Below are 24,877 nucleotides of genomic sequence, written 5' to 3'. Positions count from 1 at the left end.
CGGCGCTCAGAACCTCTCCGGGTGGAGAAGGGCGAGCACGAGATATCCCAGCAGGGAGACGGCCACGATGAGGCCGACGATGTTCTCGGCGGTCACAGCTTGGTCACCCCCCGGGCGATGAGAGCCACCAGCGCGAACACCGCGACTGTGGTGACGACGAAGGCCAGGTCGGCCATCGTGAGCTCCTGATTGACGTGAGGAATGGAATCGGCCGTGCGGCCAAGATGAGGAAACCTCGGCTTTTGACCGGTGATAAGCCGCCTTGACGGGGTCCATACGAGGACGGGGGCTCCCTTGACGCCAACCTGATGCGGTCGACCTCCACCGGCTACGGAGCGTTGCTGCCGAACACGTGACGCCGACGTGCGTCGACGCGTTGTGCGGGGACACCACCGGCCGCTCGTCCTGCCGCCGTGAGGACAGGACGGAGCGGCCCCTCGGCAGGCAATCCGGCTCCGAGGGGCACGGGAATGCGCCCGCTACTCCTCCGCGTCGAAGGGACTCAGGCACGAGACGGCGGGCCCCCTACAGCTCAGGGGGCTGCGTGGATCCTCGCGATCAGGCGCCGATGTCGCGCCGTCGGAAGTCTTCCTGGGTCTCGCGTCGGACCAGCAGGCGCGCCGCACCGTCGTGCACCGCGACGACCGGAGGCCGGCCGACCAGGTTGTACGCGGAAGCCATGGACAGCTGGTACGCGCCGGACACCGGCACGGCGAGCAGATCGCCGGGACGGACGTCGCCGGGCAGAAGGACATCGGCCGCGAGGACATCGCCCGCCTCGCAGTGCCGGCCCACGACCGTGGTCGCGACCGGCTCGGCCGTCGCCGAGCGGCCGATCAGGCGCGGTGCGTAGCGTGCCCCGTACAGGGCGGGCCGGGGGTTGTCGCTCATACCGCCGTCGACGGCAACGAACACCGTCGACCCGGTGTGCTTGACGGCAAGTACGCGGTACAGCGCCACTCCGGCCGGGGCCGCGATCGCCCGTCCGGGTTCGATGGCGAGCCTGGGCACGGGCAGTCCCGCTGCCGCGCAGCTCGAGGAGAGCTCCCGGCCCAGGCGGCGTGCGAGCGAGGTCAGGTCCAGGGCGGCTTCCCCAGGCCGATAGGCCACGCCGTGCCCGCCGCCCATGTCGAGTTCGGGGAACGTCACGCCATGGCTTTCCTTGATCCGGGCCATCAGCCCGACCATCCGGCGCACGGCCACCAGGTAGGGCCTGACGTCGGTGATCTGGGAGCCTATGTGGCAGTGCAGGCCGCTGAGTTCGAGCTGTGGCTGGCCGAGGACCCTGGCGACGGCGTGCTGGGCGGACCCGTCGGTGAGTGAGAGGCCGAACTTCTGCCCGTCCGTGCCGGTCCGGATCTTCTCGTGCCCACCGGCGGAGACCCCCGGTACCACCCGCACCATGACTTTCTGCCGGCCGTCGGGGCCGACCAGTGCGGCGACGCGAGCGATCTCCGAGGGGCTGTCGAGGATGATCCGTCCGACCCCGAGCCGCAGTGCGGTCTCGATGTCGCGCGGGCTCTTCGCATTTCCGTGCAGCACCATCCGCGCTGCTGGGAACCCTGCCAGGACGGCGAGTTCGAGTTCACCGGCGGAGCAGACGTCGAGCCCCAGGCCCTCCTCGTCGATCCACCGAACCATCGCCCGGGACAGGAACGCCTTGGCGGCGTACAGCACATCCGCGTCGGGGAAGGCGGCCCGGTACGTCCGGCACCGTGCCCGCACCTCGTCCTCGTCCAACACATAGGCGGGGGTGTCGAACCGGTCGGCCACGTCGGCGAGCGAGACCCCGCCGACACTCAGATCTCCGTTCGGGAGACGGGTGGTGGAGGCCGGCCAGACGGACAGGTCGTCCAGTCCGGTCGGGAGCTCGGTGAGAACGGGAGCGGACATGGCGGCATCTCCTCGAGAGACGGGTATCGAAGCGTGGGTCACAGCGCGCGGACGGGCTCGTCGGCTGCGCGTACCGGCTCGGCAGTGACAGCAGGAGCCGAAAGGACGGGGTCGAGGACGAGCCGTTCGATGCCGAGAGGAGCAGCGAGGGAGCGAAGCGCGGGCTCGGAGATCCTGATCGAGGACTGGCCGGCTCCGAGGATCGCGGTCAGCAGGTCCTGGCGGGTGAAGCCGACTGCGGTCCGCTCCCCCAGGGGAGTGCGGAACATCCGCAGCGCGGGTCCCGCTGTTCCCCGCCGGACGGGCACGAACAGGAGCCCGGCCGGGGCCTGTTCTTCGGGGTCGGGGTCGTCGTCGTACTGGAAGAGGCACATGGGTTTCTCCGAAGGATCTGCGCGAGGCTGATGCCCGGCGCGTGACGTCGAAGCTATGCCCGTCCCCGTCCGCAGTGGTCTGTCACCTGACGCAACTTTGACGGCTGTCGTCCGGTTCATACGGATCACTGACGCTCGGAGCCCTCGGACCGCCGTTCAATGGAAGTCCGGTACCGGACGACCAGGAGGACATGCAGTGCGGCGGAGGATTGTGGTCGGTGTCAGCGGTTCCCTGGGGAGCCTCGCGGCCCTGCACCGGGCCACCGCCGAGGCCCAGGAGCGCAACGCGGAGCTGTGCGCGGTCCTGGCCTGGCAGCTTCCCGGCGGAGGGCTGGGCAGCCGTGCCACGTACGGCACCGCTGTGCTGAGGGAGTGCCGGGAAGCGGCCGTGGAAGACCTGTGCACGGTTCTGGACACAGCGTTCGCCGCCGGAAGGCCGGGAGTCACGCTGATCGGGCTGACCGTGCGCGGCGAGCCCGGGGCGGTGCTCGTCGAGGCCGTTCGGTCCGCCGACGACCTCTTGGTCGTCGGCACGGGCCCGCGCGGCAGGTGGCTCCCGGGGCTACGGGCGCCGGTGGCCCGGCATTGCCTGGCACATGCACCGTGCCCCGTGCTCGCGGTCCCCCCGAACCCGCTCGAAGCCGAACTCGCATCGGTACGTCGCAGGACGTGGTCCGTGCCGTACATGACGCGGGAACCAGGGCGATGAGGGGGACACGGCGGCGTCAGCGCCGGAGCGGGATGCACGAGAGGAAGGAGCACCGTGATGTCCTTCTCGGAAAATGCTTCAGGTTCGTCCCCTTCCGCGCCGGAGGAAACCATCGTTGAGGAAGTGCTCGGCTGCTTCGACGTCTACGCCCGTTTCCGCAGGGCACGTGACAGCATCCTCAATCCTGTCCGCTTCAGCCCCCGGGACGAACAGCGGGCCTATGACGATCTGCAGCGGGCCATTTCTCGGCTCCGCACCGTGCGTCGGCAGCTTGACCGAACCAGACCCGTTAGAGGCCCGTCATGAAACGGCGGGGCTTGTACGCCGCCCTCGGTCTGGCGCTCGATCACGTCTACGGTCTGCCCATGACGGGTCCTTGCCCACCGTTGGAGACTCTCGGTGCTTCTGGCGTCTGCACTTCAGCTCGATGCCCGGAGGAGGCAGAGTGATCGTTCTTCCTCGTAGTGACCGCGGTATGAAGCGGCTTCTGCACGCTCTCCTGTCGGCCGCAACGGTGCTGATCGTCGTCGGCTTCCTCGCCGAGTCGCTGTGGCTGCTCGGGATCGGGGCCTGGATGCTGATCGGCGCGCTGCTCATCGAAATGATCTACCGGCCCTGATGCCGTCGGCAGTTGGTCAACCTCTACCGGTGCGGCTCCAGAAGGTCCGTGAATGCCTGTCGGCTGTGCACGAGCAGCTCGCGTACCGAGGGGTTGTGTGCGCTCTTCCAGATCAGGGCGAGCAATGCTGGTGTGTCGACGTCATCGATGGTGCGGGCGGTGAGCCGGTCGCGGTAGCTCGCGGCCATCGAGTTGCTGAGGATGGCGACGCCGAGCCCGCGGGCGGCGAGGTCGGCGATGGCATCCGCGGCGCTGGCTTGCAGGGCGATCGACGGTCGGAGGCTCCGTGCGGCGCAAGCCTGGTCGAATACCGTGCGCAGGCCGGTGCCCGGTGGCATGCACACGATGGGGTACGCGATCAGGTCGCGCAGAGTGACCCGCCGCTGCTTCGCCAAGGGGTGCCCGGCCGGGACTGCCGCGACGAGCCGTTCGCTGATGATGGTCAGCGCCTCCAGCCCGTCGGGGGCGGCTGTGGCGGCCCCGATGAGTGCGACGTCGACGGCGCCGGTACGCACCCCGTCGACGAGCCGGTCGGAGCTGTCCTCAAGCAGCGAGATCTCCACACCGGGATGCGTCTTGTGGAACGCGGCGAGAGCGTCGAACAACGGGGTGACGGTGCAGCCGATGACCATTCCGACGGTGAGGCGACCCCGGATCAGCTCGGTCACCTCGCCCACCGCCCGGCCGACCGCCCCGGCTGCGGCGAGTGCGGCACGGGCGTGTTCGAGCGCGGCCTCCCCTGCGACGGTGAGGGTGACAGTTCGGGCCGAACGGTCGAACAGCTCGGCACCGAGTTCCCGTTCGAGCTGCCGGATCTGTGCGCTGATGCCGGACTGACTGATGTGCACACGCTCGGCCGCACGGGTGAAGTTCTGCTCCTCGGCGACTGCGACGAGGTATTCCAGCTGTCTCAGCTCCATGACTGCAGATTCTAGTTTGGAGAAGATCCATCTGTTGGACTTCTGGCCGGGGGGCGACCAGGCTGAGAAACGCCGGAGTTCTACGTCAGGAGGAACCCATGCCGGAGTACGAGAAGGCCATGCGGCCCGAGGACATCACCCGCTTGTTCGTCGAGCGATCCAACGCCGGTGACGCGGCCGGGGTTGCCGCGCTCTACGAAATGGATGCGGTGATGGCCTACCCGCCCGGAGAGCTCACGGTGGGGCGGGACGCGATCCGCGCGCTGTGGGAGAAGGTGCTGGCCAACGGCCCCCGCTTCGAGCCGGAACAGTCTCTGCCGACGTTGATCAGCGGCGACATCGCCCTCACCTCGACCCCGCCGAAGGACGGTGCCGGCGCGCGGGCGCAGGTCGTGAGGCTCCAGTCCGACGGAAGTTGGCTGCGCCTGCTCGACCAGCCCGAGTTCGTCCCACCCACCCCCTGAGCTACTTCGGATCGCGGTTGAACTGCGCCGTCGACCAGCGGAATCCGAGCGCGATCAGGGCGACACACCAGGCGATCGCGAGCCATCCGTTGGTGCCGATCTCCGTGCCGAGGAGAAGGCCCCGGAGGGTTTCGATGGCCGGCGTGAAGGGCTGGTACTCGGCGATGGGCCGGAACCAGTCGGGCATGGTGGCTGCGGGGATGAAGGCGCTGGAGATGAGGGGGAGGAGGATCAGCGGCATGGCCATGTTGCCGGCCGCCTCGGGGTTGGGGCTTGCCAAGCCCATGCCGACCGCGATCCAGGTCAGCGCGAGGGCGAAGAGCACGACGAGCCCGAAAGCCGCCAGCCACTCCAGGGCGGTCGCGTCCGTGGAGCGGAAGCCGATGGCCACGCCGACAGCGCCCACGAGGACCACACTCATGACGGATTGCAGCACGCTGCCGACGACGTGCCCGATGAGGAGCGAAGGGCGGTAGACAGCCATCGTGCGGAAGCGGGCGATGAGGCCTTCGGTCACATCCATGGAGACGTTCACCGCAGCCCCGATCACGGTGCTGCCGATGGTCATCAGCAGCAGGCCCGGGACGATGTAGGCGACGTAGTCGGAGCGGTCCGCGCCGCCGCCACCGATGCCCGCGCTCATCACGTCGCCGAAGATGTAGACGAAGAGCAGCAGCATCATGATCGGCGTGAGCAGCAGGTTCAGGGTCCCCGACGGGTAGCGCCGGGCGTGCAGCAGGTTGCGGCGCAGCATCGTGTTCGAGTCGCGTACGGCGAGGGAGAGGGCGCTCATCGTACGGTCTCCTTGGACGGGGCGGGGACTGCGGTGCCGCTGGTCAGGGCGAAGAACACGTCGTCCAGGTCGGGGGTGTGAACGGTCAGTTCGTCCGCCTCGATACCGGCGGAGTCGAGGCGGTCGAGAATGGAGCGCAGTTCGCGTTGGCTGCCGTCGCTGGGGATGGACAGCGACAGTGCCTCGTCGTCCCTGGTGACGTCGCGCAGGGCGTCGGCGGCGGAACGGTACGCGGCCGGGTCGGTGAAGCGGAGCCGGACGTGCCCGCCCGGGATGAGCCGCTTCAGCTCCTCGGCGGTGCCTTCGGCGGCGATCCTGCCGTCGTTCAACACGGCGATGCGGTCGGCGAGTTCGTCGGCCTCCTCCAGGTACTGGGTGGTGAGGAAGACGGTGACGCCGTCGGCGACGAGGCCGCGGATGATGCCCCACATGTTGTGGCGGGAGCGGGGGTCGAGCCCTGTCGTCGGCTCGTCGAGGAAGATGATGCGCGGGTTGCCGACCAGGGTCATCGCGAGGTCGAGGCGGCGCTTCATGCCGCCGGAGTAGGTGGAGGCGGGCTTCTTCGCGGCCTCCACCAGGTCGAAGCGCTCCAGGAGCTCGACGGCGACCCGCCGCCCCTCGCTCTTGGGCAGGTGGTGCAGGTCCGCCATGAGGAGCATGTTCTCCTCGCCGGTGATCAGCCCGTCGACGGCGGAGAACTGACCGGTGACACCGATCGCGGCACGCACCGCCTGCGGGTCGGCGGCCAGGTCGTGCCCGCCGACGTGCAGGTCACCGGCGTCCGCGGTGACGAGGGTGGAGAGGATCTTCACGGCGGTGGTCTTGCCGGCACCGTTCGGGCCGAGCAGCGCGAACACGGACCCGGCCGGGATGTGCAGATCGATGCCGTCGAGGACGAGCTTGTCGCCGTACGACTTGCTCAGCCCGACGGCGGAGACGGCGGTCGGCGACGGGTGACCGTCACCGCGTCTGGATGTGGGCATGACAGATGAAGGCATGTGACTTCCTTGCGGAGGCTGAAGGCGCAGGGGGAGTGGAAGCTGTCTCGGGGCTGGGATCGAGGGACTGTCCGTGACTGCACGTCAGTCGTGTCGTCCTGGGGAACGGTGTCGAGCGGCCCCGCCGCGGAGACCTGCTCGCCTGCGGGTGTCGGCAGGGCTGAGTCAGGTCTCGTCGGCCTGCTCGACCATTTTCGGCGGCAGGCCTGCGGCGGCTGCCGGTGGCCGGTCTGCTTGCGCATGTTCGCGCTGCGCGGAGGCGGAGCTGGCGTGCGTGCGGGCTTCGCCCGCGGGCTTGAGGTGACAGGGTGCTACTTCTCGGCGGAGCCGGGTTTCCCGCTGATGGACTCCTGGTAGAGGTCCGCGTAGGTGCGTGAGTCCTTGACCAGGTCGTCGCAGAACGCGGCGACGTCGTTGCCGATGAGTTGCAGAACCCCCCTGCCCGTCGCGGCGCCCTCCTCGAAGAAGTCGACGATCCCGGGGAGCAGGGGCCCGTCGGGCAGGTCGACCGGGCCGACCTTGAACAGGTACCTCTGCATCTCCTTGTAGACGATCTGGTAGTCCGGTGGGAGCGCCTTGACCCGGGCCATGTGCGCCCGCCACTGCTTCTTGCCCTCGATGATGTCCTGGATGCTCACGTCAGCCTCCCAGCCGGCTCAGTTTCCTTGCGACGTTCCTGTTCAGCTGCTCGCGCCAGCGGTCGCGATGCGTTCGAGCCCCTTCACCGCCGGCGAGTGCCGTGCAGAAGCCGCGGATGTCGTCGCCGAGTACCTCGTGGATGCTCAGCCCGTCCGCCGCAGTGTCTTCGAGCAGTCCCAGGGCGGTGTCGAGGATCGGCATCAGGTTGCGGCCGGTGAAGTCCCCATAGGGGAAGAGGTGGGCGATGATCTGTTCCCACGCCGCCCGGTGGTCGTCCGGCAGGGCTTCGGCCCGGGCCGCGAACGCCTTCCATTCCCTGGTGAGATCGCTGCCTGTGATCTTCTCCCAGAAGTTCATCTCCCGCCCTCCTTGAGCTTGTCGATGCGTGCTGAGACGTACTGCCATTTCGCCCAGAACTTCGCGAGTTCCTCGCGTCCGGCGTCGTTGAGCGCGTAGAACTTGCGCGGCGGACCGACCCCGGAGGGCCGTTTCGTCACCTGGACGAGTCCGTTCCTCTCCAGCCGCAGCAAGATGGTGTACACCGTGCCCTCGATGACATCGGCGAAGCCGAGCTCGTTCAACTGACGGGTGATGGCGTACCCGTAGGTTTCCTCGCTGCCGATGATTTCGAGCACGCATCCTTCGAGCGTGCCCTTCAGCATCTCCGTCAGGTCGTCCATGGCGAATCCTCCTCGGCGCTCTCGGTACTACGTGCTACCGAGTACTGCTATACCGTATCACCGAGTAGTGGGGGTGTCAGCGATCGTCGGACACGGACTTTCGGGAACCGCGCCGGAGGGGCTGAGCGGCAACGAACTGATCGCGGACGGTTCGACGCGCTGGTGTCCGACCTTTTGGAGCGGGTTCTCGGCAGTTTTGGCATGGAGCGTCGGTGACGTGCCGGCAGCCCATACATTCAGTTCATGTCTGATCACTCGGAGTCCCCCTCGCGTCCTGCCGCCTCCTCCCATCCCTCCGAACCCTCCGGCCTCTCCCGCCGTGGTGTTCTGCGGGCCGCAGCGGCTGCCGGAGCGTTGGGCATCCCGCTCGGCGCCGCCTTAGCCGGGACCTCCCCGGCCGCGGCGGCGCCGGTCATCGTTCCGACGGCCGCACCCGAACTGCCCGCCGGTCTCGTGCCCTACCTCTCCCCCTACATCAACTGGGCCGGCGAGATCACCCACGGCGGGCTGTGGGCGTGCGCCCCCCGCACCGGGCAGGACCTCGCCGACCTCGCCAACTGGGCCCATGCCAACGGCTGGCGGCTGCGCGCCCGGGGCAAGGCGCACAACTGGTCGCCCCTGACCATCACCTCGACCACGGAGCGCGACGCGCAGGTCCTCCTGCTGGACACCACCGCGCATCTCACGCACATGGAACTCACGACCCCGCCCGCCGGCGCCCCCGGCGCGGTGCGTGCACAGGCCGGAGTGACCCTCGAAACGCTGATGGCCTTCCTCGCCGACCACGGACTGGGCGTCACCAACACTCCCGCACCCGGGGAGTTGACCCTGGGCGGCACGCTGGCCATCGACGCCCACGGCACCAGCGTCCCCGCGGACGGCGAGTCCGCCCGCCCCGGCCACACCTACGGCAGCCTCAGCAACCTCGTCCTGTCCCTCACCGCCGTCGTCTGGGACCCGGACCAGGATGCCTACGCTGTGAAGACCTTCCACCGGGGAACCGACGAGGAGTGCGAGGCGCTGGCCACCCACCTCGGGCGCGGCCTCATCGTGGAGGCCGAGATCCAGGCGGGCGAGGACATCCCGCTGCGCTGCCGCAGCCGCGTCGATCTCACCGCCGACGAACTGTTCGCCGCCCCGGGCAGCGCCCTCGCCGCCCGGGGCAACACCTTCGCGGACTTCATGGCCGAGTCGGGGCGGGTGGAGACGATCTGGTTCGCCTTCACCGACCGGCCCTGGCTCAAGGTATGGAGCCTCAGCCCCGAGCGCCCGGTCAGCTCCAGGCCGGTGCACAGCCCGTACAACTACCCGTTCAGCGACGTCGTCCCGACCCCGGTCGCCCGGCTGGCCGGACTCCTCGTCGGAGGCTCCTGGCATCTCGCGCCACTGCTCGGCGCCGCGCAGTACACGGTGGCGGCGACCGGACTGACCGCCACCCTCGCGACGGACCTGTGGGGCCCCTCGCACACCCTCCAGTTCTACTTGCGCCCCACAACACTTCGCGAGACCGCGAACGGGTACGGGATCCTCACCCGCCGCGCCGACGTCCAGCGCGTCGTCTCCGAGTTCGCCGGTTACTACAAGCAGAGGCTGGCGGCCTGGGCCGCAGCGGGCAGATTCCCGATCAACGGCCAGGTGGAGATCAGGGTCAGCGGCCTCGACCAGCCCGATGACTCCGCCGCGCCGGGCGCACGCCCGCCGCTGCTCTCCGTCGTCCGCCCGCACCCGGACCACCCGGAGTACGACTGCGTGGTGTGGGTGGACGTGCTGACCCAGCCGACCTCACCGGGAGCCCACGCGTTCTACCGGGAACTGGAACGCTTCCTGATGAGCACCTTCGACGGCGAATACGCGCTCGCGCGCGTCGAGTGGTCCAAGGGCTGGGGCTATACGGAAACGGCGGCCTGGGCCGACGAGCAGATCATCGAGTCCGCGGTGCCCGCTTCGTACGGCGCCGGGCAATGGTCCGAAGCCGTCTCCCTCCTGGATCGGCTCGACCCCCACCGGGTCTTCGGCAACGGCTTCACGGATCAACTGGTGCGCCGGGCCGCTTCTCAACGATGACCCGAAAGAAACGCCCTGGTCGCGTTGTACCAAGTTGTTTCGTCACCTCGTTCCTATACGGTGCGCCGGTACGTCTGCCGGAGTGGGGTTGGGGAGCAAGCGATGGGTGCGGTGTCGGGACCGGCGGGCACGGGCGAGTTGAAGCGGCACCTGGGTGTATTTGACGCCGTGGTGATCGGCCTGGGGTCAATGATCGGGGCCGGGATCTTCGCGGCCCTGGCTCCGGCGGCCGGTGCGGCCGGGTCGGGGCTGCTGCTCGGCCTGGCGCTGGCAGCGGTGGTGGCACACTGCAACGCGATGTCCTCGGCGCGCCTGGCTGCCCGGTACCCCGCCTCCGGAGGCACTTACGTCTACGGGCGGGAGCGGCTGGGCGAATTCTGGGGCTACCTCGCCGGATGGGCGTTCGTGGTCGGCAAGACCGCCTCCTGCACGGCCATGGCGCTGACCGTCGGGTCCTACGTGTGGCCAGGCCAGGCACATGCGGTTGCGGTCGCGGCCGTGGTGGCGTTGACCGCCGTCAACTACGCCGGGGTGCGGAAGTCCGCCCGGCTCACCCGCGTCATCGTCGCCGTGGTCCTGGCCGTGCTGGCCGCAGTGGTGGTCGCCGCGGCCACCTCCGGCGACGCGGACACCGCCGGACTCGGCATCGGGGACGACGCGTCCTTCGGCGGGGTGCTCCAGGCCGCGGGCCTGCTCTTCTTCGCCTTCGCCGGCTACGCCCGCATCGCCACGCTCGGCGAGGAAGTCCGCGACCCCGCCCGCACCATCCCGCGGGCCGTCCCACTCGCCCTCGGTATCGCACTGGTCGTCTACGCGGCCGTCGCCGTCGCCGTCCTGCTCGTGCTCGGCCCGCAGCGCTTGGGGGACTCCACTGCTCCGCTGTCGGATGCCGCACGGGCCGCAGGCGCGGACTGGCTGGCTCCGGTCGTACGGGTGGGCGCCGCGGTAGCCGCGCTCGGCTCGCTCCTCGCCCTGATCCTCGGGGTCTCGCGCACCACCCTGGCCATGGCCCGCGACCACCACCTGCCGCACGCCCTGGCCGCCGTCCACCCGAAGTTCCAAGTGCCGCACCGCGCCGAACTCGTGGTCGGCGCCTTCGTCGCCGTGCTCGCCGCGAGCGCCGACGTACGCGGGGCGATCGGCTTCTCCTCCTTCGGGGTGCTCGCCTACTACGCCATCGCCAACGCCTCCGCCTGGACGCTCACACCGGACGAGGGCCGACCGGCGCGGATCATCCCGGTTGTCGGGCTGGCCGGCTGCCTCGTCCTCGCCTTCGCCCTCCCGGCCTCCTCGGTGATCAGCGGCGCCGCAGTCCTGACCGTCGGCGCCGCTGCCTACGCGGTACGTCGGGCGGTAACCGCCCGCAGGGCGTGACCGCGGCAGAACAGGTGTCCGCCGTGGCTCAACGGCTGGACCGGGAACGGGCCAGAGCCCGCCCGCCCAGAGCAGTGCCGGCCAGGCCGAGCAGCAGGGCCACGTACGCTCCGCCCAGCCCGTTGCCGGTGCCGAGTCCACCGTCGGCGCCGGCCGCGACCAGAGCGCCGAGTGCCGTGGCGATCAGTCCCGAGCCCACGGCCGCCGCGGCACCGAGCGACCCGTTGGCAATGCTGAGACGACCGAAGGGCCTCAGCGCGAGCACGGCGATGATCACGGCGGCCAGTCCCAGCAGCCCGCCGGTGGTGGCTCCGAGCCTCCCGATGCTGAAGTCGGTGACGGCGGCGACGGGCTGGACCCCGTCGTGCGCGGCAGCTGGTGCGGCAAGACCGAGCCCGGCGAACAGGGCGGTCGCGGAGGCGGCGAACAGGCGACGAGCGGACATGGGGTGCTCCTTCTCTTCCACGGCTGGATGTGGTTCGAGCATGTCGGCCGGGCCCATGGCCGGTCGTCCAGCAGGCGCAGGCACTTCGCGCTACCGCGAACGCGGCAGACGCGGGGGAGCTACTGCGCGCGTGGTAGTCGACCGCTCGTCCGCGAGCGGGATTCGCCCGCGGCAGCCGCGGGCTACGGTGCGCGCATGAACATAGGACGGTTCCGCGTTCGGGCCGGTGTCAGGGACTGGCTGATCGCCGTAGGCGTGGCGGCGGCGCTGCTGGTCACCGGTCTGTCCGGGCAGCACTCCGCCATGGGCCTCGGCCTTCTCGGCTACGTGCTGCTGGTAGCCGGCGGCCTGGCACTCGCCGCCGGACGGCGGGCTCCGGTTGCCGTCCTCGCCGTCGCCGGGCTGTGCGCGGTGGGCTACCAGGCGGCGGGCTTCGACGTGGCCGCCGTCGCGTTCCTCTTCGCGGTGTACGCGGCCATGCGGGCGGGACACCGCATCGTCACGGCGGTGGTGAGCGTCGTCGTGCTGGCCTCCCTCCCTCTCGCGGCCCTGGTATCGGGACTCCACGACACGGGTGAGGCGTTCGCGCAGGCCCGAGGCGCCCTCCAGGTCGCCTGGCTCATCGCCGCCGGAGCCGCCGGTGAAGCGCTCCGGCAGGCCGAGCAGCGGGCCGACGAAGCCGAGCGCACCCGGGAGGAGACGGCGCGGCGCCGCGCCGACGAGGAGCGGCTGCACATCGCGCGGGAGCTGCACGATTCGCTCACCCACCAGATCTCGGTCATCAAGGTGCAGTCAGAAGCCGCCGTCCACGTGGCCCGCAAGCGGGGCGAAGAGGTGCCGGAGGCCCTGCTGGCGATCCGGGAGGCCGGCCGGGAGGCGTCCCGGGAGCTCCGCGCGACCCTGGAGGCGCTGCGCGACGACGACACCACCCCACCACACGGCCTCGACCACATCCCCGAACTCGTCGAACGGGCCGGCAGGAGCGGCCTGGAGGCGACGCTGACGATCGAAGGCCAGCGACACGACGTGCCCATCGCAGTGGGCAGGACCGCCTACCGGGTCGTTCAGGAATCGCTGACCAACATCGCCCGTCATGCGGACACGGTCACGGCATCGGTCCACATCGACTACCGGCCGGACACTCTCGCGATCCGCATCGACGACGACGGCAAAGCCACGCCGGACAGTGCGCCGGAACCCGGCATCGGGCTCCTGGGGATGCGCGAACGTGTCACCGCCCTCGGCGGCCGGCTCCGCGCCGAACCGAGGAGTGAGGGCGGCTTCACCATCCAGGCCGAACTTCCCGTGGAACGAGCCTCATGATCCGTGTCCTACTGATCGACGACCAGCCGCTCATCCGCAGCGGATTCCGCGCGTTCCTCGACCTCGAAGACGACATCGAGATCGTGGCTGAAGCCGCCAACGGCCAGGAGGGCCTGCAGCTCGCCAGAGAGCACCTCCCCGACATCGCACTCATCGATATCCAGATGCCGGTCCTCGACGGCATCGAGACGACCCGGCACATCGCAGCCGACCCTGCACTGACCGGCGTCCACGTCGTCATCCTGACCAACTACGGCCTGGACGAACATGTCTACAACGCCCTGCGCGCCGGCGCCGCCGGATTCCTCGTCAAGGACATCCTGCCGGAGGACTTCCTGCACGCCGTGCGCGTCGCAGCACGCGGCGACGCCCTCCTCGCACCCTCGATCACCCGCAAGCTGATCAACCGGTACGTCGCCCAGCCGCCCCCCACCTCCAGCGGCACCGGCAAGCCTCTGGAGGAGCTGACCGGCCGCGAACGCGAGGCCGTCGTCCTGGTCGCGCACGGCCTCTCCAACGACGAGATCGCAGACCGCATGGTGATCAGCCCGCTGACCGCGAAGACCCACATCAACCGCGCCATGACCAAGCTCCACGCCCGCGACCGCGCCCAACTCGTAGTCCTTGCCTACGAATCCGGCCTGGTACGGCCCCACAACTCCTGACGAACGACGCTCATCGTCCAACCACATGTCCACCTGATGAGAGCCACAAGGTCCACCCGCTCACAGCGGATCCCCCCGAGCACATGACGACCAGTCGTGAGCTGCTGTCAGCAGGGAGGTCGACCGGGATGATGTCGAGCTCCGGAGTGAGTGCGTCGTGTGTTCCGCACCATCGACGCTCTGACGCTCGACTCGCCGTGCGTCGCCTGACGGAGCGGGCCGACGCCGGGCCCGGAGGACAGGATCTGTTGCCCCGTCCTCCGGGCCCTCTGCCTCCTATGCGGCCCGCACGTGCCGGACCAGTCCTGTCACCACGTCCAGGACGAGGAAGGCGGCCAAGGTCACCCCCAGGAGCGGCAGCGCCCAGCCGAGAGCGGCCACGGCGGGGATGCCCAGGACGAGCACGGGCAGCGGCAGCCGGCGCCAGACTCCGCGGGCAGGCGCCGTGCCGAGCACCGCCTTGCGATCGTCGCGGGTCGGGCGGCGCTGCCACCACATGCGGTAGCCCCAGACGGTCACGGCGGTGAGGCCGAGCGCGATCGCGGCCAGCACGATCTGGTTGGCGATGCCGAACAGCACGCCCATGTGCCCCTGCACCCCGAGCTTGCTGAGCTTGGCGAGGAGCGGATAGTCCGCCCACCGGCTGTGGGAGGTGACTTCGCCCTTCTCGGTGTCGACAGCGACCTGGTCGTAGTGCACCGGCCAGACGTTGTCGCCCTGGGCCACGACCCACGCGCCCGCACTGTCGGCGGGAGGCGTCACCTCCACGGTGCCGCCCAACCCGGCGTCCCGGGCCACGGCCAGAGCCGCGTCGAAGTCGGCCGGATCCGCCGCGGCTGACTCCTCCGCGGCGCCGTGCCCGGCGTGCTCCCCGCCCTCGTCCTCCGCGGGTGGCTGAGCGCCGGGCAGCGTGGTGTCCAACGCGGGAGCATTGCCCCTGGCCGCGTCCAGCAGCTGCCCGAACCGGTCGCCCGCATAGTGCGACCACGTCAGGCCGGTGGCACTCAGGAAGAACAGACCGAGTGCCAGCCACACACCCGTGGCCGCGTGCCAACTGCGGGTGCGGCGCACGCCCCGGGCCGAACGGTCGGGCAGCAGAACGCCCCGTGCGGACTTGGCCCGCTGCCCGCGGCTGCGTCCGAGCCACAGGACGAGACCGCCCGCGACGATCACCCAGAGCCAGCTCGCGGCGACCTCCGAGTAGAGGCGACCGGTCTCGCCCAGGTGCAGATTGCGGTGGAGGTCGTCGAGCCAGGTGGTGAGCGGCGTCGAGCCGAACCACGTGGTCAGGTCGCCCTGCACCTCGGCGGTGTAGGGATCGACGAACACGGTGCGCTGCTTGTCACCGAGCTCCGGCAGGGACAGCACCACACGTGTGGTGTCCTCCGGTCCGGGAGGGGTGACGACCGAGGCCAGGCTGCCCTCCGGGTGGGCGGTCCTTGCGGCGGCTATCTGCTCCGCCAGCGGACGGGGCGCCTCGCCGACCTGCTCGACGCGCAACTGGTCGCCGTACACGAGTTGGTCGAGCTGTGGCGTGAAGGTGTAGGCCAGCCCGGTCAGGGCGGCCACCATCAGGAAGGGGGCGACGAAGATGCCGGCGAAGAAGTGCAGGCGGACGAGCAGGCCCCGTACGGCCTGCCAGGAGCGGCCGGGCCCGGGCTCGTCCGCAGGGGTGGTGGCGGGTTCGGCGACGGCGACTGTTGCCGCCGCGGCAGACGGGGCGTCGATACGACGGCGGTCGTTCTGTGGTGGTTCTTCGGTTCCGAAAGACATGCGTATTCCTCAGGTTGACGGGTCCGCCGGACGAGCCGGGGACGCCGCGAAGTCGGTGAGGTGTTTCCGCCTGGGGAGACGGTGCGGCGCCAGTGCCCCGGCCCCGCTCCGCCCGCACGCATGCACCGTCGCACCGTGAACAGCCGGTGCGACGTAGCGCAGAAGGGGATCGTCAGGCCGGGGCCGCCGAGGGAGGACCCCGCCGGGTCCGTGAACGAGCGAGCAGTACCCCGAATCGGGGGTGCGCAGACGACAGGGGTACGGGCCGAAGCCGTGGGGTGGCAGGGAGGACCGGGGGCTCGCGAAAGGAGAAGGCCGGGACGACCAGGGCGGCCAGCCCCCGCAGAACGCGTTCTCCGTAGATGACGCACAGCGCGGTCCCGACCGTGGCGACCGCATGGGCCGAGGTCATGGCGGAGGACAGCGAATGCCCGACACCGCGCTCGGCCATGTCTGCCGGGCCCATGACCATGTGCCGGCCCGTCATGTGGTGTACCGCATGGCCGGCTTCGGGCATCGAGAGACGGTGGAAACCGAGGTGGAGGGCGAACTGTGTTCCGGCCATTGCCAGCACCGTGACGTCGAAGCGGCGCCGGCGGTCGGCGAAGAACACCGAGCCGAGCACGGTCAGCGTGGCGAGGATGAGTACCAGCGGACCTGCGCCCGGCAGCCGCCCACCGGCGGAGGCATGGCTGACCGCGCCCAGAAAAAGGCATGCCGAAGCGCAGAGCAGACCTCTGCCGGTCCGCCCGGTCCATTCTCCCGGCCCGCGCACGGATACAACCTATCGAGCATGTACACGGCGGCGCGTGTGTGTCTGTACGGTGCACGAGTCACCGGGTGGAGGCGGCGTGGCCGACCGCCCGCAGCATCAATGGAGCGGCCGGATGGATCAGGGCGAACGGCTGCTTCATTCCTCGTCGTTCGGCGGCGGCGGCCGCATACGCCGAGCACCGTCCCGACTACGCGCAGGCCGCGGTGTGCTGGGCGCTCGGCCTCGCCCCAGGCCCGCGTGTGCTCGACCTCGGCGCCGGAGTTCCCGCACGGGCAGCGCCGCACGGGCGACTCCCACCTCGCAACCAATCGCGACGCGCGCGGGGGTGCTGGTCATGCCGGAACAGGAACAGGAGGCCGTGCTCGGCCGGATCCGCGCATTCCTCACGAGCCGGCCGGAGACCCGCGGCGAGTTCACTCTCCCGATGCTGACCGGCGTGCTGCGCGTCCGGCGGCTGTGAGAGCATCCCGTCGACACACGAGCCCGATGCCGGGTCATGACGTGGCTGGTGGCCGTTGCAACCGGCAGGACCGACCGCGAACTCGCTAACCGTCACCCGGGCTCGCCCCGGCCGGATGAGGCGATGACCGGCTCACCTGTGCGAGGACGATCACCGTGTCGTCGGTGGGCGCGGACGGCAGCATGCTCGCGAGGATTCTCTCCGCCGTCGCTTCCAGTCCCCCTTCGGCGCGGACGAGTTGGGACCGGAGCGCTTCGATGCCCTCGCTGATGTCCCCACCCGCTTCGACGAGACCGTCGGTGTACAGGGCCAGAGTGGCGCCCTCCTGGAGTGCGATCCCGGTCGTGCGGAACGGGAAGCCGCCCACGCCGAGGGGAACCCCGAGGACCTCGTCGATGATGTCGACCGTGCCGTCGGGCTGCCGGACCAGAGGTGGAGGGTGGCCCGCGTTCGCGATGCGGGCTTCCCCGGTCGCGGGGTCGTAGCGGATGTAGAGGCAGGTCGCCAGCTCGATCCCGGCTTCCTGCGCACACACGTCGAGCTCTTCGAGAACGGCGTGCGGTTCCAGGTTCTGGCGGGCCAGGGTCTTGGCGGTGATACGCAGTCTGCCCATCGCCGCGGCCGCCGGTACACCGTGTCCCACCACGTCGCCCACGACGAGCGCCACTTGGCCGCCCGGCAGCTCGATCGCGTCGTACCAGTCGCCTCCGACCTCGCTGATACGGCTGCCGGGCAGGTACCTGTGTGCGGTCCGCACATACGGGCCGGCCATGAGGGCGGTGGGGAGCAGGGCGCGTTGGAGGGTGAGCGCGATGTCCTGGACGCGGCTGTAGAGGCGGGCGTTGTCCAGACAGAGCGCGGCGCGCGAGGCGAGTTCGCCGGCCAGGCTGAGGTCCAGCTCGGTGAAGACGGGGCGGGCGGCGGAGCGGCCGAACATGGCGATGCCCTGCACCGTGCCCCGCGCGATGAGGGGGGCGAGGAGCAGGCTGGTCAGGCCGCTGTCGATAAGCAGCCGGACGCGGGACTGGTGCATGACGGTGCGCGTCATGAACTCGTCGTCGACCGGGACGCACACGGGGCCGCCGGTGCGGATCATCTCGTGGATCGTGGAGCCCGGCGGGTAGGTGACCTTCGCCAGTCCGCTCACGAGCTCGGTGGCGGGAGGGGGCAGGCTGGTTCCGGAGGCGATCCGGCGGGTGATCAGCGGAGCAGCCGGGTCGAACACCTCACGCTCGTCCGCCCACTCCACGACCTCGACGACCGACGCGTCGGAGAAGTCCGGAACGGCCGCCTCGACCAGCTCGCGGGCGGTCACGTTCACGTCCAGGGTGGTGCCGATCCGTGTGGAGGCCCGGTCGAGGAGAGCCAGGCGTTGCCGCGCGGCGGTCGCTTCCACGATCGCCCGCTCGCGGTCGGTGACGTCCACGAGCAGGCCGCCCAGCCCCGGCCGCGTGCCCACGGCCTGGCTCAGAGGGAAGAAGCTCACGGAACGTACCTGGTCGCGGTCGGGGTGTCCGGGCGTGCGGAAACCGACCAGTGCGCTGACGACGGGCCGGCCCTCGTCGGCGACGGCGCGCAGCAGTCGCCCGTACTCACCGCCGTCCGAGGTGATCATGATGTCGGTCATGGGCAGCCCTATGTGGTCCTGGATCGGGATGCCGTCCATGTCGGCGAGGGCCTGGTTGAGGTGGACGTAACGCAGGTCCTCGTCGAGCATGACGAGGCCGATGGGGCACGTCTCGAAGAGTGCGTCGAGGAAGGCGAGGTTGGTCTTCACCCGGTCGAGTTCGTCGCCACTGCTGGCCAGGCCCACGACGACGGAACGGCCGTGCTCGCCCGTCACGGGAAAGACCCGGAAGCCACAGTCGAACAGGGTGCCGTCCCGGTGCAGGGCCGGCATCCTCGCCCGCCAGTAGCCCAGGGTCCGGCCGCGCTCCGCGAGTCGCTCGGCCGCGCCCGTACCGTCCTGCGGGGCCTCGGGGAAGAGGGCGGCGGCCGGCCTGGCCAGGACATCCGCGGCCGCGTAGCCGAAGAGCCGCTGAGCGCCCGGCCCCCAGTAGCAGATCCGGTCGTGGTCGTCGATGCCCAGCACAGCCACGGACACATGCTCCAGCAGGGTGCCCGGCTCCGACCACAGCGGACCAGGAGCACGCTCTTCCCCCGGCCGGTCGGATGACACCGGGCCCCCTTTTCAGGCGCGCACGGGCCGGCCGTGTGCACTCAGTCGCTGGTGGACGGGGCTGTCAGGGCAATTCTGCCCGCCCCGCGCCGTTCGGACATCACGGCCGTCCAGCTGCACAACGGCCGAATCGCTCGGACAGGAATGGAGGTGTGAGGCGAGCTGACGGCTCTTTGTGCAGCTCAGTGCCGGTTTCGTCGACGCTACAACAGATGCGGCGGTATCGCCGGTCCAGGTGAGGTGCCGGCGGCAGCCGGGCCGCCGGAGCTGCCGTTCCGCCGACTTCCGGGCAGCGAACAGGTGAGAATGTGGACGGCCGGACCGTACGAGGACCAGCAAGAGATCACCGCAGCGAACGCAGATGCCGAGCAGGGGAGCCGAGGCGGATGACGCCCTCGCACGTACCGGACCCACCGATCGCCCTGGCCGTACAGAACACCAGGAACGGCGGTCCCGGCCGGGTCGGGGCCTGGCTGCGTGAGGCGGGGATCGACCTCGAAGTGGTGCGCCCCTACGAGGGTGAGGCCTTGCCCCGGACGCTCGGCAGCAGGCCGCTCCTCGTGCTCGGAGGCGACTTCCTGCCGGACGACGACGAGCGCGCGCCCTGGCTCCCGGCCACCCGCCGCCTCGTCGCGCAGGCCCTGGACGACGGCACGCCCTTCCTCGGTATCTGCCTCGGCGGCCAAATGCTCGCACAGGTGGCGGGCGGCAGCGTAAGGGCGCGTCACGGGCAGCCCGAATGCGGCAGCACACAGATCCGGCTGCGCCCCGAAGCCGCCGACGACCCGCTTCTGTACGGGCTCGGTGCGACGGTTCCCGCGATCGAGCGGCACGTCGACGCGATCACCGAACTCCCGCCGGGTGCCTCCTGGTTGGCGTCCAGCACAGCCTGCCCCCACCAGGCGTTCCGGGTCGGGGCGCGGGCCTGGGGTGTGCAGTTCCACCCGGAGGCGGAGGCCCGGCGGATCGGCGGTTGGGACCGGGAGCGGCTGGCCCGGCAGGGCTTCGACCGGGACCGGCTGCACACCGAGGCCCTGGCCCACGAGGACGCGGCGGTCTCGGCGTGGTCGGTGTTCACACGGCGGTTCGCCCAGGTGTGCGCGAGGCTGCGGTGACCGGCAGCGGTGCGGTCGCGGATACGGCGACTCGGTTGCCGCCGTATCTCTGATGCGATGACGCCGGCGAGCACGCCCGCGAGCAGCCCCCAGCAGGTAGCGCCGCCGGCGGTCGGGCGGGGCTACCTCGCGCCCGTGCACGGGATCAGCCGATGGCCTCGCCGTGCGGGGGCTTCGGAGCGCCGGGAGGAACGAAGCAGGCGGTGATCGTCTTGCCCGACGCCTGGGGGTGCGTGGCCCATCCGTCGGCGAGCGCGTCGACGATGGCGAGTCCGCGCCCACCGGTCGTCGTGAGGTCTTCGGGCTGCTGGGCGGGGGGCACAGGATCGGAGTCGTGGACGCTCACATGCAGGCAGCGGCTGTCCCAGGTGAGGACCAGCTGGGCGTCGCTGTGCGCGTGCACGTGCGCGTTGGTGATCAGTTCGGAAACAGTGAGCAGGATCGCGTCCACGGTTTCGGGAGCGGCTTCAGTCCACCCCAGGGACGCCAGGTGGTCCCGCGTCCAGCGGCGGCCGGCCCGTACCCCGTGCGATACGGGAAACGACTGAGCCCATCCCACCGCACACAGCGACATGTCCTTCGTCATTCGGCCCCTCCTCGCTCGGCTCTCTCCTTCTCGTCTACCCCCGCATTCGAGGCCCACCATGGCAGCCCCGGCGCGCGGCCCGGCCGACGTCCCGAAGCCGGAGCGGAAGCGGGGGCCGACCGGGGCAGGGATCCCGGCCGTGAGGACCGCCGGGCGCCTGCCGCCGCGACCGGGTGGCGGCGGGGCATGCGTGGGCTGCCGCCTATCGGGTAGTCGGCAGCCCAAGGCGTAACCGAGCGAAAGAAAGGTTGTTGCTCATGTCCTCCTCCCTCGTCGAGACCGTCGACATCAAGGCGCCTGTCAGCGTCACCTGGGCCCTGTGGAGCGATGTGTCGCAGTGGCCGAAGTTCCTGAGCCACGTGCGACGGGTCGATCCGATGGACGAGCGCCGGTTCTCCTGGCAGTTGTCCCTGCCGGGCGCCGACAAGAGCTTCGTCGCGGAGCTCACCGAGGTCGTCCCGCAGGACCGGATCGCCTGGAAGACGATCGAGGGTGTACATCACGCAGGCGTGGTCACCTTCCACCGGCTCGACGACACCTCCAGCCGGGTCGCCCTGCAGATCGAGTACGACCCCAGCGGATTCGTGGAGCACCTGGGTGCCCTGACCAACCTCGACTCGGCACTCACCAACTACGACCTGGGCGAGTTCCAGAAGCTGGCCGAGTCCACCGCGGCGGGTGACGGCCCTCGGGGCCTGTGACCACGGACCGCTTGCCGGGTGTGGAGCGCCCCGCAGACACGGAACCGCCCGTGCGCACTTCCGACGTGCGCACGGGCGGTTCTGCGTCGTACGGAGAGCCTGGCCGGCGATGGTCCGCGGTGTGACCGGCTTCGGGTTCAGACGGCTCAGCTGCCCACGGCGCAGGCGTCTCCGTTCAGCATGAACCGTGGCGGCGACGACGAGTCACCTGTGTGCGCGGCGAGGTAGCCGAGGGTGATGTTCGCGCCGGGAGCGATCGTGGCATTGTGCGAGGCGTTGGTGGCCGTGATCGTGTTGCCTCCCTGGGTGAGGTCTGTGTTCCAGTCGGAGGTGACGGTCTGCCCGAGGGCCAGCGGGAACTCGAGCGTCCAGCCGTTCACCGGGGTGCTGCCGGTGTTGGTGACGGTGAGGTCGACCGTCGTGCCGGTGCCCCAGGTCTGCACGGTGAGGTCCACACGGCAGGCGGGTTCCTCCCGCGCGAAGGACACGCGGTGCAGGCCGCCGGGCAGGTCGTTGACCACGTAGAACTCGCCGTCGACGGTGGTGCCGATGGACGTCACCTGGGTGGGCATCTCCCCGATCTCGGCCTGCTCGTAGCCGCCTTCGCCATCGGGGCGCAGCGCCCAGACCGTCGACGAGCAGTAGTCGGTCGCGATGTACGTACCGCCGACGAGGCCGGCGTACTTCTGGCCCCGGTAGACGTGACCGCCGATGACCGAGCAGCCCCCGGTGTACGGGGAGTAGGTGAAAACCGGCTCGGTGTACTTCTCGCCGGGAACGCAGTCGCCGCCGCCGAACTTCTCCAGGCCCTCGTAGCAGGACCAGCCGAGGTTCAGCCCTCCCTCTCCGGGCGTGAGGTGGTCGACCTCCTCCCACCGGCCCTGTCCGACGTCGCCGATCCACATCGAGCCGTCGGCGCGGTCGAAGGAGAACCGCCACGGGTTGCGCAGACCGTAGAGCCAGATCTCCTCGCGGGCGCCGGGGGTGCCCACGAAGGGGTTGTCGCCGGGAACGCAGTAGGGGAGCGGGCCGCAGCCGCGGCTCACGTCGATGCGCATGACCTTGCCCAGGAGGGTGTCCAGTCGCTGCCCGGAGCGGAAGGGGTCCGCGGAGCCGCCGCCGTCACCGATGCTCCAGTACAGGTGGCCGTCGGGGCCGAACGCGAGCTGGCCGCCGTTGTGGTTGCTGTACTCGGCGTGCGGCTGGGAGAGCAGGACCTCGAGGCGGGATTCGTCGAGGCGGTAGCGGGCGAGAGTGACCGCGCCGTCGGGCAGTGCCGTGTACGCCACGTACAGGTAGTGGCTGTCGGCGAAGTCGGGCGGGGCGGCGATGCCGAGCAGACCGCGCTCGTTGCCCGATTCGTCCACGGCCGACTTGATGTCGAGGAGCGGGGCCGCGGCCAGGCCGGTGTCAGGGTGGTACACGCGTACGGTGCCGGACTTCTCGGTGATGAACAACCTGTCCGTGCCGTCGTCGGGGGCGACAAGGGCGGTGGGCCGTCTCAGCCCGGAGGCCACCTGGGTAGTGGTCGCACGGAGCGACGGCAGGGGAACTGAGGAGGGGGCAGCCTCCGCGCCGGTCGCCCTTGTGTCCGCCGTCGCGGTCGGGGCCGCCGCGAAGGACTGGGTCGCGGCGGCGGGCAACGGAGCAAGGGTGGTCAGCAGGAGGGCCAGCAGGAACTGTCCGGTCCAGCGGCGTCGTAACATGTCGGCTCCAGTGTCGAGGACGCTTGCACGGCGGTGGAAGGCGCACACAAGTGGTTCGCACCCGGTGACGCGTCCCGCACGGACGCTTGTCGTAGCGGATGTCACCGGTGCCGGTCAGATGGCATGCGCATGACAATCCAGGCCCGCCTTCTTTCCGGTGGGGGTACCGGTTCCCGGCGAAGCTGGATGTGGGAGCGCTCCCGCGACCCCAGACTGCTCGTGAAGAGGCGGAGCGGGCAACACTCGTTTGCGCCACTTCCGTACCGTGTGGCGCAAACGATGCGATCGTCGAACGACGCCCGGCCGGAGGCTTCCTGGCCGTAGCGGGCAGCCCGAGGCGCCGACAAGGTCGAGGGATAGGCTTCGGCGGGGAAGATCCGCCCGGTGCGTATCAGGTGTGCCGGGCCGGACGCGGGACCGCGCGAGGGGAGCCGGATGCTGGAGGCGCTCGGACTGGGCCCGGCCGAGGAGGCCGTCTATACGGCGCTGATGGCCCGTCAGCCGGCGTCCGCGCAGGACCTCGCCCGGCGGACCGGACTCGAGTACGCGGACAGTGCCCGGGTCCTGGCCGACCTGGCGGCGCGCGGCCTGGCGGCCGTGGAGCCCGAAGGCGGGGTGCGCGGACCGGCCGACGGGGAGACGGGGAACCCGCCCGCGCGCTACCGGCTCACGCCGCCCTCGGTGGCCCTGGCCCCGCTCCTCGTCGAACAGCGCAACGCACTGCACAAGGCCGAAGCCGCGTTCTCGATACTGGCCGAGCAGTACCGCAGTACCGCCGCACACACCGCGGGCGGTGTCGTGGAGGTGGTCGTCGGAGTGGAGCAGGTCGCTCACCGGTTTCACCAACTGCAGTCCGGCGCCCAGCGCGAGCTGCTCGTCTTCCTCGTCGGCGCTCCGATCGCCGTGCCGCGCGAGGACACCGACTCGTCGGAGAGTTCCGCGCTCGAGCGCGGAGTCGACTTCCGGATCGTGGCCGACAAGGGCTATCTCGACGGCCACGATGTCGTCCAGGACGTGCGGGCGGCCGTCATGGCAGGCGTCGCGCTCCGGGTGGTCGACTCGCTGCCGCTGAAAATGGTCGTGGCGGACCGGGAGCGCGCGATGGTGCCCCTGGACATGTCGGACTCCGGAGGTGAGCCGAGCGCGATCGTGGTGCACCGAAGTGGTCTGCTGGCGGCCCTGGTCCGCCTCTTCGAGAAGGAATGGGACCAGGCCCGGCCGATGTACACCACGGCCTCGGGCGTGCGCGAGGGGACGGCGGCCGATCAGCAGCCGACCGGGGAGGAGCGGGAGGTCCTCGCCCTGTTGCTGGCAGGGGTCTCCGACCGGCGGGTGGCATCCCAACTCGGTCTCTCCATACGCACGGTGGAACGGCGGATCCGGCGCCTGATGGACCTCGCCGGAGCGGAGTCGCGTCTGCAGCTGGGATGGCACGCCGCACGGGCGGGCTGGCTCTGACCTTCCTTCGGTCCTCATCGTCCGGACCGGGAGGAATCGGCCTCACGGGACGAGTCCGAGCGACTCCGGGACCTGCTCGGACCGATGGGTGTGCGCGAGTGACGGAACACCGCCAAGTGGGATATCCGCCACGTTCCGACGCCCCTGGGTGATCCGCGTGTCTG

27 protein-coding genes are annotated in these 24,877 nt (G+C 70.3%); 12 read left to right on the top strand and 15 right to left on the bottom strand.

Going from position 1 to position 24,877, the window contains the following annotated elements:
• Positions 1-6: 6 nt before the first annotated feature.
• The 3 genes from kdpF to ACFQ6X_RS28010 form a co-directional block, all read right to left on the bottom strand.
• Entirely contained in the window at positions 7-96 is a 90-nt protein-coding gene (kdpF, locus tag ACFQ6X_RS28020) for a K(+)-transporting ATPase subunit F (RefSeq protein ID WP_383185371.1), read from the bottom strand.
• A 462-nt stretch (positions 97-558) separates the two neighbouring features.
• Complete coding sequence (lysA, locus tag ACFQ6X_RS28015) at positions 559-1,893, bottom strand: diaminopimelate decarboxylase (protein ID WP_383185369.1); 1,335 nt, start codon at positions 1,891-1,893, stop codon at positions 559-561.
• A gap of 38 nt (positions 1,894-1,931) precedes the next feature.
• Entirely contained in the window at positions 1,932-2,267 is a 336-nt protein-coding gene (locus ACFQ6X_RS28010; protein ID WP_383185367.1) for an SAV_915 family protein, read from the bottom strand.
• 196 nt (positions 2,268-2,463) lie between these two features.
• Here ACFQ6X_RS28010 and ACFQ6X_RS28005 point away from each other — a divergent pair, with 196 nt between their 5' ends.
• The 3 genes from ACFQ6X_RS28005 to ACFQ6X_RS27995 all read left to right on the top strand — a co-directional run bounded on the left by ACFQ6X_RS28005 (position 2,464) and on the right by ACFQ6X_RS27995 (position 3,595).
• Positions 2,464-2,976 (top strand): universal stress protein, encoded by a 513-nt coding sequence (locus ACFQ6X_RS28005; protein WP_383185365.1) that lies wholly within the window; start codon positions 2,464-2,466, stop codon positions 2,974-2,976.
• A gap of 57 nt (positions 2,977-3,033) precedes the next feature.
• On the top strand, positions 3,034-3,282 hold the full coding sequence (locus ACFQ6X_RS28000) for a hypothetical protein (RefSeq protein WP_383185363.1): 249 nt from the start codon (positions 3,034-3,036) through the stop codon (positions 3,280-3,282).
• A gap of 169 nt (positions 3,283-3,451) precedes the next feature.
• On the top strand, positions 3,452-3,595 hold the full coding sequence (locus ACFQ6X_RS27995; RefSeq protein WP_383185361.1) for a hypothetical protein: 144 nt from the start codon (positions 3,452-3,454) through the stop codon (positions 3,593-3,595).
• Between the two features lie 23 nt (positions 3,596-3,618).
• Here the strand turns inward: ACFQ6X_RS27995 and ACFQ6X_RS27990 are convergent, their stop codons facing one another.
• Complete coding sequence (locus tag ACFQ6X_RS27990; protein ID WP_383185359.1) at positions 3,619-4,515, bottom strand: LysR family transcriptional regulator; 897 nt, start codon at positions 4,513-4,515, stop codon at positions 3,619-3,621.
• 98 nt (positions 4,516-4,613) lie between these two features.
• Here ACFQ6X_RS27990 and ACFQ6X_RS27985 point away from each other — a divergent pair, with 98 nt between their 5' ends.
• On the top strand, positions 4,614-4,979 hold the full coding sequence (locus ACFQ6X_RS27985) for a YybH family protein (RefSeq protein ID WP_383185358.1): 366 nt from the start codon (positions 4,614-4,616) through the stop codon (positions 4,977-4,979).
• Position 4,980: 1 nt separating this feature from the next.
• Here the strand turns inward: ACFQ6X_RS27985 and ACFQ6X_RS27980 are convergent, their stop codons facing one another.
• The 5 genes from ACFQ6X_RS27980 to ACFQ6X_RS27960 all read right to left on the bottom strand — a co-directional run bounded on the left by ACFQ6X_RS27980 (position 4,981) and on the right by ACFQ6X_RS27960 (position 8,089).
• Entirely contained in the window at positions 4,981-5,772 is a 792-nt protein-coding gene (locus tag ACFQ6X_RS27980) for an ABC transporter permease (protein ID WP_383185356.1), read from the bottom strand.
• The gene (locus tag ACFQ6X_RS27975; protein WP_383185453.1) at positions 5,769-6,755 is read right to left on the bottom strand and encodes an ATP-binding cassette domain-containing protein; all 987 of its coding nucleotides are present in this window, start codon (positions 6,753-6,755) and stop codon (positions 5,769-5,771) included. The genes ACFQ6X_RS27980 and ACFQ6X_RS27975 overlap by 4 nt, the downstream gene beginning before the upstream one ends.
• A 326-nt stretch (positions 6,756-7,081) precedes the next feature.
• Complete coding sequence (locus ACFQ6X_RS27970; RefSeq protein WP_383185354.1) at positions 7,082-7,408, bottom strand: DUF1048 domain-containing protein; 327 nt, start codon at positions 7,406-7,408, stop codon at positions 7,082-7,084.
• A gap of 1 nt (position 7,409) precedes the next feature.
• Complete coding sequence (locus ACFQ6X_RS27965; protein ID WP_383185352.1) at positions 7,410-7,766, bottom strand: DUF1048 domain-containing protein; 357 nt, start codon at positions 7,764-7,766, stop codon at positions 7,410-7,412.
• Complete coding sequence (locus ACFQ6X_RS27960; RefSeq protein WP_383185350.1) at positions 7,763-8,089, bottom strand: PadR family transcriptional regulator; 327 nt, start codon at positions 8,087-8,089, stop codon at positions 7,763-7,765. Before ACFQ6X_RS27960 ends, ACFQ6X_RS27965 begins: the two co-directional genes overlap by 4 nt.
• Positions 8,090-8,332: 243 nt before the next feature.
• On the opposite strand from ACFQ6X_RS27960, the gene ACFQ6X_RS27955 reads away from it, so the two are divergent.
• On the top strand, positions 8,333-10,153 hold the full coding sequence (locus ACFQ6X_RS27955; protein WP_383185348.1) for a cholesterol oxidase substrate-binding domain-containing protein: 1,821 nt from the start codon (positions 8,333-8,335) through the stop codon (positions 10,151-10,153).
• Between the two features lie 102 nt (positions 10,154-10,255).
• Positions 10,256-11,527 (top strand): APC family permease, encoded by a 1,272-nt coding sequence (locus ACFQ6X_RS27950; RefSeq protein ID WP_383185346.1) that lies wholly within the window; start codon positions 10,256-10,258, stop codon positions 11,525-11,527.
• A 28-nt stretch (positions 11,528-11,555) separates the two neighbouring features.
• On the opposite strand, the gene ACFQ6X_RS27945 is transcribed toward ACFQ6X_RS27950, so the two are convergent.
• Positions 11,556-11,972, bottom strand: coding sequence for a DUF6223 family protein (locus ACFQ6X_RS27945; protein ID WP_383185344.1), 417 nt, complete (start codon positions 11,970-11,972; stop codon positions 11,556-11,558).
• A 195-nt stretch (positions 11,973-12,167) separates the two neighbouring features.
• Between ACFQ6X_RS27945 and ACFQ6X_RS27940 the strand changes: the two genes are divergently transcribed.
• Together ACFQ6X_RS27940 and ACFQ6X_RS27935 are read left to right on the top strand one after the other, a co-directional pair.
• The gene (locus ACFQ6X_RS27940) at positions 12,168-13,295 is read left to right on the top strand and encodes a sensor histidine kinase (RefSeq protein WP_383185343.1); all 1,128 of its coding nucleotides are present in this window, start codon (positions 12,168-12,170) and stop codon (positions 13,293-13,295) included.
• The gene (locus ACFQ6X_RS27935) at positions 13,292-13,960 is read left to right on the top strand and encodes a response regulator (RefSeq protein WP_383185341.1); all 669 of its coding nucleotides are present in this window, start codon (positions 13,292-13,294) and stop codon (positions 13,958-13,960) included. Before ACFQ6X_RS27940 ends, ACFQ6X_RS27935 begins: the two co-directional genes overlap by 4 nt.
• A gap of 276 nt (positions 13,961-14,236) precedes the next feature.
• On the opposite strand, the gene ACFQ6X_RS27930 is transcribed toward ACFQ6X_RS27935, so the two are convergent.
• Together ACFQ6X_RS27930 and ACFQ6X_RS27925 are read right to left on the bottom strand one after the other, a co-directional pair.
• The gene (locus ACFQ6X_RS27930) at positions 14,237-15,733 is read right to left on the bottom strand and encodes a PepSY-associated TM helix domain-containing protein (protein ID WP_383185339.1); all 1,497 of its coding nucleotides are present in this window, start codon (positions 15,731-15,733) and stop codon (positions 14,237-14,239) included.
• Between the two features lie 172 nt (positions 15,734-15,905).
• Positions 15,906-16,508, bottom strand: coding sequence for a hypothetical protein (locus ACFQ6X_RS27925; protein WP_383185337.1), 603 nt, complete (start codon positions 16,506-16,508; stop codon positions 15,906-15,908).
• 334 nt (positions 16,509-16,842) lie between these two features.
• On the opposite strand from ACFQ6X_RS27925, the gene ACFQ6X_RS27920 reads away from it, so the two are divergent.
• Positions 16,843-16,968, top strand: coding sequence for a hypothetical protein (locus tag ACFQ6X_RS27920; RefSeq protein ID WP_383185336.1), 126 nt, complete (start codon positions 16,843-16,845; stop codon positions 16,966-16,968).
• Positions 16,969-17,053: 85 nt separating this feature from the next.
• Here ACFQ6X_RS27920 and ACFQ6X_RS27915 read toward each other — a convergent pair whose 3' ends face one another.
• Positions 17,054-19,147: a SpoIIE family protein phosphatase gene (locus tag ACFQ6X_RS27915; protein ID WP_383185335.1), complete on the bottom strand. Its 2,094-nt coding sequence runs from the start codon at positions 19,145-19,147 to the stop codon at positions 17,054-17,056.
• A 386-nt stretch (positions 19,148-19,533) separates the two neighbouring features.
• Between ACFQ6X_RS27915 and ACFQ6X_RS27910 the strand changes: the two genes are divergently transcribed.
• Positions 19,534-20,262, top strand: a complete 729-nt coding sequence (locus ACFQ6X_RS27910; protein ID WP_383185333.1) for a type 1 glutamine amidotransferase — start codon at positions 19,534-19,536, stop codon at positions 20,260-20,262.
• A gap of 145 nt (positions 20,263-20,407) precedes the next feature.
• Here ACFQ6X_RS27910 and ACFQ6X_RS27905 read toward each other — a convergent pair whose 3' ends face one another.
• Positions 20,408-20,848 (bottom strand): ATP-binding protein, encoded by a 441-nt coding sequence (locus ACFQ6X_RS27905; RefSeq protein ID WP_383185331.1) that lies wholly within the window; start codon positions 20,846-20,848, stop codon positions 20,408-20,410.
• Positions 20,849-21,105: 257 nt separating this feature from the next.
• Here ACFQ6X_RS27905 and ACFQ6X_RS27900 point away from each other — a divergent pair, with 257 nt between their 5' ends.
• Positions 21,106-21,549, top strand: coding sequence for an SRPBCC family protein (locus ACFQ6X_RS27900; protein ID WP_356422939.1), 444 nt, complete (start codon positions 21,106-21,108; stop codon positions 21,547-21,549).
• Positions 21,550-21,695: 146 nt separating this feature from the next.
• Here the strand turns inward: ACFQ6X_RS27900 and ACFQ6X_RS27895 are convergent, their stop codons facing one another.
• Positions 21,696-23,255 (bottom strand): PQQ-dependent sugar dehydrogenase, encoded by a 1,560-nt coding sequence (locus ACFQ6X_RS27895; RefSeq protein WP_383185328.1) that lies wholly within the window; start codon positions 23,253-23,255, stop codon positions 21,696-21,698.
• Between the two features lie 384 nt (positions 23,256-23,639).
• Between ACFQ6X_RS27895 and ACFQ6X_RS27890 the strand changes: the two genes are divergently transcribed.
• The gene (locus ACFQ6X_RS27890; RefSeq protein ID WP_383185327.1) at positions 23,640-24,713 is read left to right on the top strand and encodes a helix-turn-helix domain-containing protein; all 1,074 of its coding nucleotides are present in this window, start codon (positions 23,640-23,642) and stop codon (positions 24,711-24,713) included.
• Positions 24,714-24,877 lie beyond the last annotated feature (164 nt).

Origin of the sequence: Streptomyces sp. NPDC056452 (assembly GCF_042796085.1) — a bacterium.
GTDB lineage: Bacteria > Actinomycetota > Actinomycetes > Streptomycetales > Streptomycetaceae > Streptomyces.
This window is presented reverse-complemented; position numbering and strand designations above follow the sequence as displayed.

Coding starts and splice junctions, on each gene's coding strand:
- ACFQ6X_RS27950 (WP_383185346.1), top strand. CDS start 10,256: ATGGGTGCGGTGTCGGGACCGGCGGGCACGGGCGAGTTGAAGCGGCAC.
- lysA (WP_383185369.1), bottom strand. CDS start 1,893: ATGTCCGCTCCCGTTCTCACCGAGCTCCCGACCGGACTGGACGACCTG.
- ACFQ6X_RS27965 (WP_383185352.1), bottom strand. CDS start 7,766: ATGAACTTCTGGGAGAAGATCACAGGCAGCGATCTCACCAGGGAATGG.
- ACFQ6X_RS27980 (WP_383185356.1), bottom strand. CDS start 5,772: ATGAGCGCCCTCTCCCTCGCCGTACGCGACTCGAACACGATGCTGCGC.
- ACFQ6X_RS27895 (WP_383185328.1), bottom strand. CDS start 23,255: ATGTTACGACGCCGCTGGACCGGACAGTTCCTGCTGGCCCTCCTGCTG.
- ACFQ6X_RS27905 (WP_383185331.1), bottom strand. CDS start 20,848: ATGACGAAGGACATGTCGCTGTGTGCGGTGGGATGGGCTCAGTCGTTT.
- ACFQ6X_RS27940 (WP_383185343.1), top strand. CDS start 12,168: ATGAACATAGGACGGTTCCGCGTTCGGGCCGGTGTCAGGGACTGGCTG.
- ACFQ6X_RS27930 (WP_383185339.1), bottom strand. CDS start 15,733: ATGTCTTTCGGAACCGAAGAACCACCACAGAACGACCGCCGTCGTATC.
- ACFQ6X_RS27990 (WP_383185359.1), bottom strand. CDS start 4,515: ATGGAGCTGAGACAGCTGGAATACCTCGTCGCAGTCGCCGAGGAGCAG.
- ACFQ6X_RS28000 (WP_383185363.1), top strand. CDS start 3,034: ATGTCCTTCTCGGAAAATGCTTCAGGTTCGTCCCCTTCCGCGCCGGAG.
- ACFQ6X_RS27960 (WP_383185350.1), bottom strand. CDS start 8,089: ATGGACGACCTGACGGAGATGCTGAAGGGCACGCTCGAAGGATGCGTG.
- ACFQ6X_RS27910 (WP_383185333.1), top strand. CDS start 19,534: ATGACGCCCTCGCACGTACCGGACCCACCGATCGCCCTGGCCGTACAG.
- ACFQ6X_RS27975 (WP_383185453.1), bottom strand. CDS start 6,755: ATGCCCACATCCAGACGCGGTGACGGTCACCCGTCGCCGACCGCCGTC.
- ACFQ6X_RS27945 (WP_383185344.1), bottom strand. CDS start 11,972: ATGTCCGCTCGTCGCCTGTTCGCCGCCTCCGCGACCGCCCTGTTCGCC.
- ACFQ6X_RS27900 (WP_356422939.1), top strand. CDS start 21,106: ATGTCCTCCTCCCTCGTCGAGACCGTCGACATCAAGGCGCCTGTCAGC.
- ACFQ6X_RS27985 (WP_383185358.1), top strand. CDS start 4,614: ATGCCGGAGTACGAGAAGGCCATGCGGCCCGAGGACATCACCCGCTTG.
- ACFQ6X_RS27920 (WP_383185336.1), top strand. CDS start 16,843: ATGCCGGAACAGGAACAGGAGGCCGTGCTCGGCCGGATCCGCGCATTC.
- ACFQ6X_RS27935 (WP_383185341.1), top strand. CDS start 13,292: ATGATCCGTGTCCTACTGATCGACGACCAGCCGCTCATCCGCAGCGGA.
- ACFQ6X_RS27955 (WP_383185348.1), top strand. CDS start 8,333: ATGTCTGATCACTCGGAGTCCCCCTCGCGTCCTGCCGCCTCCTCCCAT.
- ACFQ6X_RS27995 (WP_383185361.1), top strand. CDS start 3,452: ATGAAGCGGCTTCTGCACGCTCTCCTGTCGGCCGCAACGGTGCTGATC.
- ACFQ6X_RS28010 (WP_383185367.1), bottom strand. CDS start 2,267: ATGTGCCTCTTCCAGTACGACGACGACCCCGACCCCGAAGAACAGGCC.